Annotated in this window: 13 protein-coding genes; 6 read left to right on the top strand and 7 right to left on the bottom strand. The window is 66.6% G+C overall.

The genetic code is table 11. The features are described 5' to 3' along the window. The first annotated feature begins 203 nt into the window (after positions 1 to 203). The 3 genes from N5D30_RS00505 to N5D30_RS00495 all read left to right on the top strand — a co-directional run bounded on the left by N5D30_RS00505 (position 204) and on the right by N5D30_RS00495 (position 3,506). A complete protein-coding gene (locus N5D30_RS00505) occupies positions 204 to 2,312 on the top strand; it encodes a molybdopterin oxidoreductase family protein (RefSeq protein WP_279907201.1) in 2,109 nt (702 codons plus the stop codon). A gap of 130 nt (positions 2,313 to 2,442) precedes the next feature. Continuing rightward, positions 2,443 to 2,772, top strand: coding sequence for a Grx4 family monothiol glutaredoxin (gene grxD, locus N5D30_RS00500; RefSeq protein ID WP_043309270.1), 330 nt, complete (start codon positions 2,443 to 2,445; stop codon positions 2,770 to 2,772). Between the two features lie 86 nt (positions 2,773 to 2,858). Beyond that, positions 2,859 to 3,506 carry a class I SAM-dependent methyltransferase gene (locus N5D30_RS00495; protein WP_279907200.1) on the top strand — a complete coding sequence of 216 codons (648 nt, stop codon included), beginning with the start codon at positions 2,859 to 2,861 and terminating at the stop codon, positions 3,504 to 3,506. A gap of 85 nt (positions 3,507 to 3,591) precedes the next feature. Here the strand turns inward: N5D30_RS00495 and N5D30_RS00490 are convergent, their stop codons facing one another. The 3 genes from N5D30_RS00490 to metR all read right to left on the bottom strand — a co-directional run bounded on the left by N5D30_RS00490 (position 3,592) and on the right by metR (position 6,598). Further along, entirely contained in the window at positions 3,592 to 4,755 is a 1,164-nt protein-coding gene (locus N5D30_RS00490) for an OpgC domain-containing protein (RefSeq protein ID WP_279907199.1), read from the bottom strand. Between the two features lie 119 nt (positions 4,756 to 4,874). After that, positions 4,875 to 5,612 (bottom strand): glutathione S-transferase family protein, encoded by a 738-nt coding sequence (locus N5D30_RS00485; RefSeq protein WP_279907198.1) that lies wholly within the window; start codon positions 5,610 to 5,612, stop codon positions 4,875 to 4,877. Between the two features lie 65 nt (positions 5,613 to 5,677). Next, on the bottom strand, positions 5,678 to 6,598 hold the full coding sequence (gene metR, locus N5D30_RS00480; protein WP_279907197.1) for a transcriptional regulator MetR: 921 nt from the start codon (positions 6,596 to 6,598) through the stop codon (positions 5,678 to 5,680). A gap of 111 nt (positions 6,599 to 6,709) precedes the next feature. Between metR and metE the strand changes: the two genes are divergently transcribed. From metE to N5D30_RS00465, 3 genes are all read left to right on the top strand, one after another. Further along, complete coding sequence (gene metE / locus N5D30_RS00475) at positions 6,710 to 9,010, top strand: 5-methyltetrahydropteroyltriglutamate--homocysteine S-methyltransferase (protein WP_279907196.1); 2,301 nt, start codon at positions 6,710 to 6,712, stop codon at positions 9,008 to 9,010. A gap of 65 nt (positions 9,011 to 9,075) precedes the next feature. Then, complete coding sequence (locus tag N5D30_RS00470) at positions 9,076 to 9,726, top strand: epoxyqueuosine reductase QueH (RefSeq protein WP_279907195.1); 651 nt, start codon at positions 9,076 to 9,078, stop codon at positions 9,724 to 9,726. Positions 9,727 to 9,838: 112 nt separating this feature from the next. Next, on the top strand, positions 9,839 to 10,123 hold the full coding sequence (locus tag N5D30_RS00465; RefSeq protein WP_279907194.1) for a hypothetical protein: 285 nt from the start codon (positions 9,839 to 9,841) through the stop codon (positions 10,121 to 10,123). On the opposite strand, the gene N5D30_RS00460 is transcribed toward N5D30_RS00465, so the two are convergent. The 4 genes from N5D30_RS00460 to yecR all read right to left on the bottom strand — a co-directional run bounded on the left by N5D30_RS00460 (position 10,120) and on the right by yecR (position 13,194). Continuing rightward, a complete protein-coding gene (locus N5D30_RS00460) occupies positions 10,120 to 10,824 on the bottom strand; it encodes a 4'-phosphopantetheinyl transferase superfamily protein (RefSeq protein ID WP_279907193.1) in 705 nt (234 codons plus the stop codon). The genes N5D30_RS00465 and N5D30_RS00460 overlap by 4 nt on opposite strands. A gap of 303 nt (positions 10,825 to 11,127) precedes the next feature. Then, positions 11,128 to 11,874: a hypothetical protein gene (locus tag N5D30_RS00455; RefSeq protein ID WP_279907192.1), complete on the bottom strand. Its 747-nt coding sequence runs from the start codon at positions 11,872 to 11,874 to the stop codon at positions 11,128 to 11,130. 14 nt (positions 11,875 to 11,888) lie between these two features. Then, positions 11,889 to 12,494, bottom strand: coding sequence for a hypothetical protein (locus N5D30_RS00450; RefSeq protein ID WP_279907191.1), 606 nt, complete (start codon positions 12,492 to 12,494; stop codon positions 11,889 to 11,891). A gap of 199 nt (positions 12,495 to 12,693) precedes the next feature. Then, positions 12,694 to 13,194, bottom strand: coding sequence for a YecR family lipoprotein (yecR, locus tag N5D30_RS00445; RefSeq protein ID WP_279907190.1), 501 nt, complete (start codon positions 13,192 to 13,194; stop codon positions 12,694 to 12,696). Positions 13,195 to 13,256 lie beyond the last annotated feature (62 nt).

Genomic DNA, 13,256 nt, shown 5'->3' with positions numbered 1-13,256 from the left:
GGCGGGATCTTATAAGGAAAGGACGCATTGGAGCAAATGAGCCCCGGCCGAGGGCTTTTCGCTGCGCTTGCGTGTGGCATCCGCTGGCCTGATGGCCGCCGATTCACGAAATCGAGTGCGCTGGTCAAGGCACGGCCCAGCGGCCATAGTCAGCGGGTGACGACTAGACCGGTCGTCTCGAACAGAACAATAGAGGCTAGGCCATGACCAAGACCCTCCATCACCGTGCCTGTCACCTGTGCGAGGCCATCTGCGGCCTGACCATCGAAACCGAAGACCAGGAAGACGGCAGCCGCCGGATTCTCTCCATCAAGGGCGATGCCCAGGATGCTTTCAGCCGTGGCCACATCTGCCCGAAGGCGGTGGCGCTGCAGGACATCCAGAACGACCCGGACCGGGTGCGCCAGCCGCTGCGCAAGGTCGACGGCCAGTGGCAGCCGGTCGGCTGGGACGAGGCCTTCGAGCTGGTCGCCGAGCGTCTGTTGGCGATCCAGACCGAGCACGGCAAGAACGCCGTGGCCGTGTACCAAGGCAACCCCAGCGTGCACAACTATGGGCTGATGACCCACAGCAACTACTTCCTCGGCCAGCTGAAGACGCGCAACCGCTTCTCCGCCACCTCAGTGGACCAGCTGCCGCACCACCTGACCAGCTACCTGATGTATGGCCACGGCCTGTTGCTGCCGATCCCGGACGTCGACCATACGCAGTTCATGCTGATCCTCGGCGGCAACCCGCTGGCCTCCAACGGCAGCATCATGACCGTGCCGGACGTAGAGAAGCGCCTCAAGGCGCTCAAGGCGCGTGGCGGCACGCTGGTGGTGGTCGACCCGCGGCGCAGCGAGACGGCGGCCATGGCCGACCGGCATATCTTCGTGCGCCCGGGCAACGACGCGGCGCTGCTGCTCGGCCTGCTCAACACCCTGTTCGAGGAGGGTCTGACCCGTGAGGGCGGGCTGCCGGTGAACGGCCTGGCGCAGGTGCGCGAGGCTGTGGCGCCGTTCAGCGCCGAGGCCATGAGCGCGCGCTGCGGCGTGCCGGCGCAGGACATCCGCCAACTGGCCCGCGACTTCGCCGCCGCCGAGTCGGCCGTGTGCTACGGGCGCATGGGCGTCTCCACCCAGGCCTTCGGCAGCCTCTGTCACTGGCTGATCCAGTTGATCAATCTGGTCACCGGCAACCTCGACCGGGTCGGCGGCGCGCTGTGCACCAGCCCCGCGCTGGACCTGGTGGCGACCACCTCGGGCGGCCACTTCGACCGCTGGAAGAGCCGCGTCTCCGGCCTGCCGGAATACGGCGGCGAGCTGCCGGTGGCGGCGCTGGCCGAGGAGATGCTCACCCCCGGCGATGGCCAGGTGCGCGCGCTGGTCACCGTGGCCGGCAACCCGGTGCTGTCCACGCCCAACGGCCGCCAGCTGGAGCAGGCGCTGGATGGGCTCGACTTCATGGTTTCGGTGGACCTCTACATCAACGAAACCACCCGCCACGCCGACCTGATCCTGCCGCCCACCGCGCCGCTGGAACACGACCACTACGACACCACCTTCAACGTATTCGCCGTGCGCAACGTCACTCGCTTCAACGAACCGGTGCTGGAGAAGCCCGCCGGCGCGCTGGACGACTGGGAAATCTTCGTCGGCCTGGCCCGGGCCTTCGCCGCCAGGCAGGGCACCGAACTCAAGCCGACCATGCCGCCGGCGCAGATGATCGACATGGGTCTGCGCTTCGGCCCCTACGGCGACAAGTCCGAACACCGGCTGAGCCTGGCGACGCTGCGCACAGCCCCCCACGGTATCGACCTGGGGCCGCTGCGGCCGAACCTGGCGGCGCGCCTGAAGACCGGTTCCGGTGCCGTCGAGGCCGCGCCGGAACTGCTGGTGGCGGACCTGGCGCGCTTCGCCGCCCAGCCCCTGCCGGCCGCGGGCGAACTGGTGCTGATCGGCCGCCGCCACGTGCGCAGCAACAACTCGTGGATGCACAACTACCAGCGCCTGGTGAAGGGCAAGCCGCGTCACCAGTTGCTGATGCATCCGCAGGACATGGCCGGGCGCGGCCTGGCCGACGGCCAGCGGGTACGGGTGCAATCGAGGGTCGGGACGATCGAGGTGGAGGCGGTGGCCAGCGAGGAGATGATGCCCGGCGTGGTCAGCCTGCCCCACGGCTGGGGCCATGCGCGCCCCGGCGTGCGCATGGAGATCGCCAGCGCCCAGCCGGGGGCCAGCGCCAACGACCTGACCGACGAGCGCCAGCTCGACGCGGTGTCCGGCAATGCCGCACTGAACGGCGTGCCGGTGCGGGTCGAGGCGGCGTAGTCGGAATCTGCTGGCCCGGATTGCATCCGGGCCGTGCCGAGTGCATCTCCGAGCCCGCCGCTGGGGCTTTCGTGTACAATCGGCCCACCGTGCCCGGCACAGGTCCGGGAAAGTTCAGACGAGGTGAGTCGTGGATATTATCGATACCATCAAAGAGCAGATCGCCAACAACACCATCCTGCTGTACATGAAGGGTTCGCCGAATGCGCCGCAGTGCGGCTTCTCCTCGCGCGCCGCGCAGGTGGTGATGGCCTGTGGCGAGAAGTTCGCCTACGTGGACATCCTGCAGAACCCGGAAATCCGCGCCAACCTGCCGAAGTACGCCAACTGGCCGACCTTCCCCCAGCTGTGGGTCGGCGGCGAACTGGTCGGCGGCAGCGACATCATGACCGAGATGTTCGAGAAGGGTGAGCTGCAGACCCTGATCAAGGACGCCGCCGAGAAGGCCAAGGCCGAGTAAGTCCCGGTGGTGTCCACGAAGAAGCCGATGCGATTGCATCGGCTTTTTTATGGCCGGTGCTTTCTGCCGGCCAGCGCGAGCCAGCCATGAGCAAGCCGGCAGAGCGCCTGGCGCACAGCTGGCAGCTCAACGCCGAGGGCTGGACCCGTGCGGTGCGCGAGGGGCGGATCGAGAGCCGACGCTTGGTCACGGACGCGGCGATCATCGAGGCCGCCCTGGCCCTGAAGCCGCGCCGGGCGCTGGACATCGGCTGTGGCGAGGGCTGGCTGTGCCGCGCCCTGGCCGAGCGGGGCGTGGCAATGTGTGGTGTGGACGCTTCGCCGGCGCTTATCGCCACGGCCCATGCGGCGGGCGGGGCGGGCTACCGTGTGTGCAGCCATGCCGATCTGTCCGGCGTGGAGCTGGGCCGCTTCGACCTGCTGCTGTGCAATTTCGCCCTGCTGGACGAGCACCTGCCGCTGCGCGACTGGCGCGAGCTGCTCGAACCCAGTGGCCGGCTGCTGATCCAGACCCTGCACCCGCGGATGGCCGGCGAACCCTACGCGGACGGCTGGCGCCTGGAGCGTTTCGAGGGCTTTGGCGAGGGCTTCGTCGAGCCGATGCCCTGGTACTTCCGCACCCTGGAGTCCTGGCTGGACCTGCTGGCCGATGCCGGCTGGACGCTGGAAAAACAGGTGGAGCCGCCGCATCCCCAGACCGGCAAGCCCGCGTCCCTGCTGTTGCAGGCGGTTTGAGCTTCATCGGTGCGCATGGCGCACCCTACGGTGTGGCACCGTCCCGTAGGGTGCGCCATGCGCACCATTGCCCCGCTGGTATGGGTTAACGGGCGCCGTAGACCAGCTGCGGCGGCGGGTCGAGCGGTGCCGGCTGGGTGCGGCGCTGGCCGACGTTCTTGATGAAGTCCAGCCAGACCGCCAGCGCCATCATCAGGCAGAGGCCGGCCATGGCCGTGGCGAAGCGCACCAGCCAGTGTTCGCCGAGCAGGTTGTTGGCAGCGTCGGCCAGTGGCGCCAGTACCACGCCGAGGCAGAACACTTCCAGCGAATACTGGCCCATGCGGCACATCTCCCGCGCCGGCCAGCGTCTGAGCCAGTCGCCGCTCGGCAGCACCACCGCGACGCAATAGGCCAGGGCGAGGAAGTGCAGCAGGCGCAGCGGCGACAGGTCGGTCTTGTCGATGGGGTAGATCAGGTCCGCCAGCGCCTGGGGCATCCACTGCGCGTGCAGCGGCGGGAATTTCCACGACAGCGCCAGCACGGCGCATAGCACCAGGTACGTCGCGCAGGCGACGAACAACGGATGGCCGACCCCGGGGCGCGGCGCGTCCGCCGGGCGACGCTGGGCGTACAGCGCCGCGCCGCCGCCGAGGAAGAACAGGAACTGCCAGGCCAGGGGGTTGAAGAACCACTCGCCACCCTGCGGCCCGGCCAGGTTCATGTCCGGCAGCGGCGCCAGCAGGTAGAGCACGAACGACGCCCCGAGCAGCGCCACCGGCCAGCGCAGCAGCAGCGGCAGGCATACCGGCAGGGCGGCCAGCAGCACGATATACAGCGGCAGCGGGTCCATCAGGTTGGGCTTGAAGCGCAGCAGCAGCTCGTCGGTAACGGCCTGCTGCGGGTGGCTGAGAAAATAGTCCAGCCCCATCGCCCCGACGAAGTCCTTCTGCTCCACATGATTGTTGGTGAAGAACACGATGCCCATCAGCACCGCCAGCAGGAAGATGTGCGCCACGTACAGCACCCATACCCGGCGCAGGATGCGCAGGCAGGCGACCAGGTAGCCGTCGCGCTGCAGCAGCTTGCCGTAGGCCAGCACGGCGGCGTAGCCGGCGAGGAACACGAAGATTTCCGCCGCGTCGCTGAGGCCGACGTTGCGCGGCGTGACCTGGGCCAGCGGGTTGCCCGGGATGTGGTCCCAGAAGATGAAGACCAGCGCCAACCCGCGGAACAGGTCGATGCGCAGGTCACGGCCGCTGTGCGTCATGATGCGTCCTCGCGTGGCACGGACGGACCCGTTCCGCCCGTAGGTCGATAACGCTGTGACTGCGGCCGGTGGCCGGTTGATGCGCCGGCATGACCAGCGGTCATGCCCGGCGATGCTCCTCAGCGGCGCGCGCGGTCCTCGGCGTAGCGGCGCAGCACCCACTGGCCGGCGGGGCGCGCGGCCAGTTCGTCGAGGAATGCCTGGATGCTGCTGTCGTGCCCGGCGATGTGTTCCCAGGGTGTGCCGGGTGGCGTGAACAGCGGGCCGTAGAGCGCGGCGGCGCTGACGTCGGCCAGGCTCAGCCGGTCGCCGACCAGGTAGCGCGCGGGATCGCCGCCGGTGAGCTGTTCGATCAGGTCGAGGCCGGCCAGCAGCTCGTCGCGGGACTTGGCCACCCGGTCCGGGCGGATGCCGTAGAGCTTCTTCACACCGTCGACCAGCAGCGGCTTCATCAGGTCGCGCAGGCCGAACCAGGGGCGGTAGACCTTGAGCATGGCGTGCATCACGCTGCTCCAGTCCTCGATCTGGCCGTACAGCCAGCGCCGCACGTGAACGCCGAGGCGGTCGAAGCGTTCCTCCAGCTCCAGGATGCGGGCGCGCTGCTCGGCGTCATCGGGCAGCAGGGGACGCTCGGGGTAGCGCTGTTCAAGATGCAGGGCGATGGCGGTGGAGTCGCCCACCACCTGCTCGCCGTCGCGCAGGATCGGCAGGGTGACGATACCGGCCAGGCGCCTGCTCTTCAGGCGATGGAAGCCGGGGAAGAGGTTGTCCACCCGGTAGTCGAGCCCCTTGTGGTCCAGATGCCAGCGGGTCTTCTCGCAATAGTGGGAGATCGGGAACTGGTAGAGGGTGCGCATCGGGCGGGCCTTCAACGGAGGGAAGGGCGGAGTGTACGGGCTGATGCAGCGACCAAGAAGTCGCGTCAGCCGCGCGCCGCGCTGACTCCCGACAGGGTGGCGAAGGAGGTGTCCTTGGCGGTGAGCAGGAAGTCGCGCATGAACGGCGCGTCGAGCATGTCGCTGCGGATGCCGGCCTGCAGGGTGGCGAACAGGCCGCGCTCGCCCAGGCGCTTGGCGGTCACGTAGCCGCGCGAGCTGTACTCATGCAGCGCCCAGTTGGGCAGGCTGCACACGCCGCGGCCGCTGGCCACCAGCTGCATCATCATCACCGTCAGCTCGGAGGTGCGCACCTGGGCCGGCTCCACGTCGGCCGGTTCGAGGAAGCGGGTGAAGATGTCCAGGCGGTCGCGTTCGATCGGGTAGGTGATCAGGGTCTCCCGCTCCAGGTCCTCCGGGGTCACGTAGGGGCGGCCGGCCAGCGGGTGCTGGTTGGCCACCGCCAGCAGCGCCTCGTAGGTGAACAGCGGCACGTAGGTGATGCCGGGCAGTTCGATCGGATCGGAGGTCACCACCAGGTCAAGGTCGCCGCGGGTCAGCGCCGGCAGCGGGGCGAAGGAGAAGCCCGAGGCCAGGTCCAGCTCCACTTCCGGCCAGGCGTCGCGGAACTGGTCGATGGTCGGCATCAGCCACTGGAAGCAGCTGTGGCACTCGATGGCCATGTGCAGCCGCCCGGCGGTGCCGCCGGCCAGGCGCGCCATGTCGCGCTCCGCCGCGCGCAGCTGCGGCAGCAGGCTGTCGGCCAGCTGCAGCAGGCGCAGGCCGGCGCTGGTGAAGCGCACCGGCTTGGTCTTGCGCACGAACAGCTGCATGCCCAGGCGTTCCTCCAGCTCCTTGAACTGGTGGGACAGGGCCGACTGGGTCAGGTGCAGGCGCTCGGCGGCTTCCACCAGGCTGTCGGTTTCGCGCAGGGCGTGCAGGGTCTTGAGGTGGCGCAGTTCCAACATGAGCGAATCTCAATGAATAAAACTTGTGATCATCACGAATATGTTGAGTTTGTCTCATGAGGTTCCGGGTGTCGAGAATGTGCGCCATTCACGAACACTGGAGACAGACAGATGGCATTGGCACACAACCTCGGCTTTCCCCGCATCGGCCGTGATCGCGAGCTGAAGAAGGCGCTGGAAGCCTACTGGAAGGGCGAACTGGACGAAGCCGGCCTGCGCGCCGTCGGCCGCGAGCTGCGCGCCGCCCACTGGCAGGTGCAGAAGGACGCCGGCATCGAGCTGCTGCCGGTCGGCGACTTCGCCTGGTACGACCAGGTGCTGACCCATTCGCTGACCTTCGGCGTGATTCCCGAGCGCTTCCACGCCCACGGCGGCAAACCGACCCTGGACACCCTGTTCGGCATGGCGCGGGGTGTTTCTGGAAGCAGCCAGAACACCTGCTGCGGCGGTGCCCACGCCCAGGAAATGACCAAGTGGTTCGATACCAACTACCACTACCTAGTCCCCGAATTCAGCGCCGACCAGCAGTTCGCCCTGAGCTGGGAGCAGCTGTTCGAGGAAGTCGACGAAGCCAAGGCCCTGGGCCACAACGTCAAGCCGGTCATCATCGGCCCGCTGACCTACCTCTGGCTGGGCAAGGAGAAGGGCAGAGACTTCGACCGCCTCGACCTGCTCGAACGCCTGCTGCCGGTCTACGGGGAAATCCTCCAGCGTCTCGCCGCTCAGGGCGCCGAGTGGGTGCAGATCGATGAGCCGATCCTCGCCCTCGACCTGCCGCAGGACTGGAAGAACGCCTTCGAGCGCGCCTACAACCTGCTGCAGAAGGAGCCGGGCAAGAAGCTGATCGCCACCTACTTCGCCGGCCTGGAAGACAACCTCGGCCTGGCCGCCGGCCTGCCGGTGGATGGCCTGCACATCGACCTGGTGCGCGCCCCGGAGCAGTTCCCCGGCATCCTCGACCGCCTGCCGGCCTACAAGGTGCTGTCGCTCGGCGTGGTCAACGGCCGCAACGTCTGGCGCGCCGACCTGGAGAAGGCTCTGGACATCCTGCGCGTGGCCCACGAGCGCCTGGGCGAGCGTCTGTGGGTGGCGCCGAGCTGCTCGCTGCTGCACAGCCCGGTCGACCTGGCCCGCGAAGACAAGCTGGACGCCGAGCTGAAGAGCTGGCTGGCCTTCGCCGTGCAGAAGTGCCGCGAAGTCGCCGTGCTGGCCCAGGCCCTGCGCGACCCGCAGAACGCCGACGTGCAGGCCGCCCTGGCCGAGAGCGGCAAGGTGCAGGCCAGCCGTGCCGCTTCGCCGCGCATCCACAAGCCGGCCGTGCAGGCCCGCCTGGCGGCCATCACCGCGCGTGACAGCCAGCGCCAGTCGCCGTTCGCCACCCGCATCGAGCTGCAGCGCGCCCGCCTGGACCTGCCGGCGTTCCCGACCACCACCATCGGCTCGTTCCCGCAGACCTCGGCGATCCGCCTGGCACGCCAGTCGTTCAAGGCCGGCAAGCTGTCCGCCGCCGAATACACCGAGGCCATGCACAGCGAGATCCGCCACGCGGTGGAAGTGCAGGAGCAGCTCGGCCTGGACGTGCTGGTGCACGGCGAGGCGGAGCGCAACGACATGGTCGAGTACTTCGCCGAACAGCTCGACGGCTACGCCTTCACCCGCTTCGGCTGGGTGCAGAGCTATGGTTCGCGCTGTGTGAAGCCGGCGGTGATCTACGGCGACCTGAGCCGTCCGCGGCCGATGACCGTGGAGTGGATCCAGTACGCCCAGAGCTGCACCGACAAGGTGATGAAGGGCATGCTGACCGGTCCGGTGACCATGCTGATGTGGTCCTTCCCGCGTGACGACATCTCCCGCGAGCAGCAGGCGCGCCAGCTGGCGCTGGCCATCCGCGATGAGGTGGTGGACCTGGAGGCCGCCGGCATCAAGGTCATCCAGATCGACGAGGCCGCGTTCCGCGAGGGCCTGCCGCTGCGCAAGGCGCAATGGCAGGCGTACCTGGACTGGGCGACCGAATCGTTCCGCCTGACCGCCTCCGGCGTGCGCGACGAGACCCAGATCCACACCCACATGTGCTACAGCGAGTTCAACGACGTGATCGAGTCCATCGCCGCCATGGATGCGGACGTGATCACCATCGAGACCTCGCGCTCGGACATGGAGCTGCTGGACGCCTTCGAGCGCTTCGAGTACCCCAACGAGATCGGCCCGGGCGTGTACGACATCCACTCGCCGCGCGTGCCGGACAGCGCCGAGATGGTCCGCCTGATGAAGAAGGCCGCCCAGCGGGTGCCGGCCGAGCGTCTGTGGGTCAACCCGGACTGCGGCCTGAAAACCCGCGGCTGGCCGGAGACCGAGGCGGCGCTGGTCAACATGGTGGCCGCGGCCAGGCAGCTGCGCGCCGAACTGGCCTGAGCCGGGCGCGTGTCACGGACGGAACGGAGCCTCGCGCTCCGTTTTTTCATTGCTGGAGAATGTCCATGTCCGAGTTCGTGAGACCCCGGCTGACCCTGCCGGGCGGCGCCGACAGGCTGCTGCTGCATTCCTGCTGCGCGCCCTGTTCCGGCGAGGTGATGGAAGCGATAGCCGCCTCCGGCATCGACTACACCATCTTCTTCTACAACCCCAACATCCACCCGACCCGCGAGTACCTGCTGCGCAAGGAAGAGAACATCCGCTTCGCCGAGCAGCAGGGCGTGCCCTTCATCGACGCGGATTACGACACCGACGACTGGTTCGCCCGGGCCAGGGGCATGGAGCATGAGCCGGAGCGCGGCATCCGCTGCACCATGTGCTTCGACATGCGCTTCGAGCGCACCGCGCTGTACGCCCATGAGCACGGCTTCCCGGTGATCTCCAGTTCGCTGGGCATCTCGCGCTGGAAGGACATGCAGCAGATCACCGCGAGCGGCGCGCGCTCGGCCGCCCGGTACCCCGGCATCACCTACTGGGACTACAACTGGCGCAAGGGCGGTGGCTCGGCGCGGATGATCGAGATCAGCAAGCGCGAGCGCTTCTACCAGCAGGAATACTGCGGCTGCATCTACTCGCTGCGCGACACCAACCACCAGCGCAAGGCGCAGGGGCGCGACATCATCCGCATCGGCGTGCAGTACTACGGCGACGACTGACGGCCGCGCCGGTCACGCGACCTGAACCGCAACGCCGCCAGCGCAGTCCGAACCCCTGAGGGGCATCGGCCCGGCCGACACGGGCGGGCCGCCCACCTGCAGGAGATTCGCGATGGTGATGCACTACAAGGTCTCCGGCCACCTCGCCTGTGGCTCCCACGGAGAAAAGCTGCCTTCCACGACCGAACTGGCTAGGGTGAAGTGCCGCAACTGCCGCAAGACCGAAGCCTTCACCGAGGCCCGGCGCAGCGCGCGCAACGCCGCGCGGCGGGCGTCGCGGCAGGAGAAGATCGCGCGGGCGGCCAGCGACTGGCGCGCTTCCTGGGAGACCCGTCTCAGCGGCCTGCCGGGCCGCCAGCGCCTGCCCCGGGGCTTCGGCCGGCAGGCGTTCGTCTAGCGCGGGGCAATGGCGACGACGCTGAGCAGGTAGTCGTCGTACTCGCGGTACTGCCCGCTCAGCCGGGTGCCTGGGCGCCACTCGGTGCCCAGGTCGATCAGCAGAACCAGCTCGGCATGGCCGTCCTCGTTCAGTTCGAGCAGTTCGGCGTCGTGGAAATAGAAGCGCTGCAGCACCAGCGGGTAGAGGGCCTTGAACAGGCTCTCCTTGAGCGAGAAGGTCAGCGTCACATGGCGGGCGAAGGCCTCGGGCGACAGCCCGGCGGCGCGCTCCATCTCGGCAGGCGTGAGGATTTCCCCCGCCAGCCTGGCTGCCCGCTCGGCGCCCAGGCGTTTCTCCAGGTCCAGCCCCAGCCCGCGCCAGCGCCTGCCGAAGGCGACCAGCGCCGCGGCTTGACCGGCGCCATGGGTAATGGAGCCGACCATGCCGGCCGGCCAGATCGGCACGCCTTCCTCGTCGCGTCCCGGCACCAGCGCCTGGCCGCACAGCCGGCGCAGCGCCTCGCGGGCACACAGCCGGCCGGCCAGGTACTCGCCCTGGCGCTTGGCCACTCCTCGTACCGGTTCGATGGCGCAGCGGCGGAAGTCGTCCGCCGCCAGCCGCGCGGGGTCGAAACTGGCGCACACCAGCTGGGTGTCGGGCAACGCGAACAGAGGCGGGGTGGCCAGCAACTGGCAGAAGGGCGGGATATGGGCGGTCATGGCCGCATTCTGCCGTGGCCGCCCGGAGCGGGCCAGCCGTTTACATTTCTTTGCAGGCTGGCTACGAAGTGATACGGAGCAAACGCTTGTTTTGTGCCAGATTGCAACCTGCGCCCCCAATGGGCGCTGGTGAGGTTGTAGCCGCGACAGGCGATGCCGTCGTGGTTTTACTCTACTGATCGAGTGCGGGAGCCCTTTGCGGCTCCCGTTTTTTTTGCCCCTTCCGTTGCATCTTTCGCCCAGGCCATCGACGAAAAAACCGGCCAGGTGGCCGGTTCTTCGCGTCTCGGAACAGCGATGAGGCTACTTCGCGCTGTCGCAGGCGCTCATGGCCGACAGGCGCAGCTGCTGGTCGGAGATCCTGAGCACGCGCCTGATGCAGTCGTCGTACTGGATACCTGGCTTCGCGGATGCGGTCGCCGGAGCCAGCGCTGTCGGCGCTGGTGCTGGAGAGACGAGCGGGGTTGGTGTGCTGCCCAGTGCCTTGACGATCTCATGATCCCCTAGCGCCTTATTGAGGACATCGGCGCCGGCGTTGAGGAAGTGGGTGATCGCGCCGCGACCTTTTGCAGTCTTGGTCGCCAGCACCAGGCCATGCTCGTCCTTGATCTCTGCCGTCACGTCGTAGTCGAACCGCACTCGCATGTAGGCGTCGGACTTCCATTCGCGCACGGTCAGCACCAGCAGGCGGGCGCCGGGAGCCGAGGCGTGATCCCGGTTCTGGGTTGCCCTCGCTTGCACCGAAGGGTCGCGGGCCAGCGCGGTGATCATCGCGCTCTGCAGGTCGGTGACCAGACCGAGCCCGCTCGCCGTGTTGATGTTGTAGGGGTTGTAGTACAACGCCCGCGATACACCCACGAACTGCGGCCGCTTATTACCGCTGAGGATATAAGGCCGCTGATCCACGGTTGCCACCTCGATGACACGCTTCTCGGTCGATGGCTCCAGCTGGACGTACGGCAACGCCATCCGATAGTCGACCTTGATTCCGAAGGCGCAGCCTGTGAGCAGTGCCAGGGTGGCGATTACAGCTATGCGCAGAAACTTCATGGGGAGTAGCTCCTTTACTTCACGCCATCACATAGCGACATGGATTCGAGTCTCAGCTGCGCATCCTGAATTCGAAGCACTCGCTCCATGCATTGGTCGTACGAGACCTGCGCGGGTTTGGCTTGGATGGAGGCGGGCGCAGCAACGGCGGCGGGCTGGGCCTTTGACACCGGTACTGACTCCAGGCGTTTGGGAGGAGAGCCGGTACCTTCATAGAGAAGGCCGCCATTGGCTACACAGTCGAAGGAGTCATGGTCCTTGAGCTGATAGGCGATTCCCTCACCAATCGGGCGAATGAAGAAAATGCCACGAAAGGCCAGGTCTTGACGCATTACCGTGTCTTCCAGCAGGTCTGCGCCTATGTTCCGTGCTTCCTCTACCATGACTCGTCGCACGGGTTCGAAAGCGCCGGGCGCCCCTCTGCGGCCTTTGAGTACGCCGATGTAGGTCTTCTCCACAGATGCTGGAGCTTTCCCCGGAAGCAGACAGACCGACCCTGAATGGCTACCAAGGCCCATCGCATAGCCTCTTCCCCCTTCGTTGAAGGTTCTGGCCTTCAGTCCGCATCCGGTCAGAAAAGCCAGCGCGAGCACCGCGACAACGGCCCTGGTAACGATCATGACAGCTCCTTTGATGTTAGCTGGCCATCATACCTAGCTGCTGTGCTTGCCACACCTCTCTTATGTGGTGCCCTGCCGCTAAGGGGACGGCAGAGAGTGCTTGGGGTGGGCGCGTAAGAGGCGCCAGAGTCTTGGCTAGGGGTAGTTTTGTTGGTGGAGAGAGAAAGCGAAAAGCCCGGTGAACTGCCGGGCTTTTCTGTTACTGCGCGAGAATTGCAGCGCGTCGCTTCATGTACTCCTCATAGCCGAGGCTGGAGTCCTGCATGAGATTCTGTAATTGCTGCTGCTTCCATTGCTCCTTGGTTGGTTCTATAGAGGAGGTATCAGATGGTATCACCGATGTTTTGGCCGGAGTCAGGGTGTAGGAAGAAGAGTTATTTGTCCCCTCACCGAGGCATTGATATTGAATCACTACTTGACCAGCGACACAGTTACCCCATCCATCTACTCGTGAACACTTAGTCGTCTGTCCACCAAATGGCTCTGCTCCTGAATAGCCCCACACCGCACATTTTGTCTTTGCTACAGCCTGGGCCTGCTGATGATTGATTATCGGCTGCTCGAATTGCTGAAAGTCATAGGCCATGTCTACCGTACCATCGGCGCGGCTGCCTCCCATGGCATAGAAATCCTTTTTGACGGCACATCCAGATAGAGCTGCTAAGGTACCGAGTGATAAGGCTATTAGGGTGGTGCGCATGGCAGCCTCCTTGCTAAATGATTTATGCCTCGATGTGTGGGCAATGCTAGCCATGCGTTTAA

Source organism: Pseudomonas sp. GD03875, from assembly GCF_029840585.1.
Classification (GTDB): domain Bacteria; phylum Pseudomonadota; class Gammaproteobacteria; order Pseudomonadales; family Pseudomonadaceae; genus Aquipseudomonas; species Aquipseudomonas paralcaligenes.
This window is presented reverse-complemented; position numbering and strand designations above follow the sequence as displayed.

What these genes read in the sequence shown, in the direction of transcription:
- N5D30_RS00505 (WP_279907201.1), top strand. Translation starts at nt 204, where the DNA reads ATGACCAAGACCCTCCATCACCGTGCCTGTCACCTGTGCGAGGCCATC.
- N5D30_RS00495 (WP_279907200.1), top strand. Translation starts at nt 2,859, where the DNA reads ATGAGCAAGCCGGCAGAGCGCCTGGCGCACAGCTGGCAGCTCAACGCC.
- N5D30_RS00490 (WP_279907199.1), bottom strand. Translation starts at nt 4,755, where the DNA reads ATGACGCACAGCGGCCGTGACCTGCGCATCGACCTGTTCCGCGGGTTG.
- N5D30_RS00485 (WP_279907198.1), bottom strand. Translation starts at nt 5,612, where the DNA reads ATGCGCACCCTCTACCAGTTCCCGATCTCCCACTATTGCGAGAAGACC.
- metR (WP_279907197.1), bottom strand. Translation starts at nt 6,598, where the DNA reads ATGTTGGAACTGCGCCACCTCAAGACCCTGCACGCCCTGCGCGAAACC.
- metE (WP_279907196.1), top strand. Translation starts at nt 6,710, where the DNA reads ATGGCATTGGCACACAACCTCGGCTTTCCCCGCATCGGCCGTGATCGC.
- N5D30_RS00470 (WP_279907195.1), top strand. Translation starts at nt 9,076, where the DNA reads ATGTCCGAGTTCGTGAGACCCCGGCTGACCCTGCCGGGCGGCGCCGAC.
- N5D30_RS00465 (WP_279907194.1), top strand. Translation starts at nt 9,839, where the DNA reads ATGGTGATGCACTACAAGGTCTCCGGCCACCTCGCCTGTGGCTCCCAC.
- N5D30_RS00460 (WP_279907193.1), bottom strand. Translation starts at nt 10,824, where the DNA reads ATGACCGCCCATATCCCGCCCTTCTGCCAGTTGCTGGCCACCCCGCCT.
- N5D30_RS00455 (WP_279907192.1), bottom strand. Translation starts at nt 11,874, where the DNA reads ATGAAGTTTCTGCGCATAGCTGTAATCGCCACCCTGGCACTGCTCACA.
- N5D30_RS00450 (WP_279907191.1), bottom strand. Translation starts at nt 12,494, where the DNA reads ATGATCGTTACCAGGGCCGTTGTCGCGGTGCTCGCGCTGGCTTTTCTG.
- yecR (WP_279907190.1), bottom strand. Translation starts at nt 13,194, where the DNA reads ATGCGCACCACCCTAATAGCCTTATCACTCGGTACCTTAGCAGCTCTA.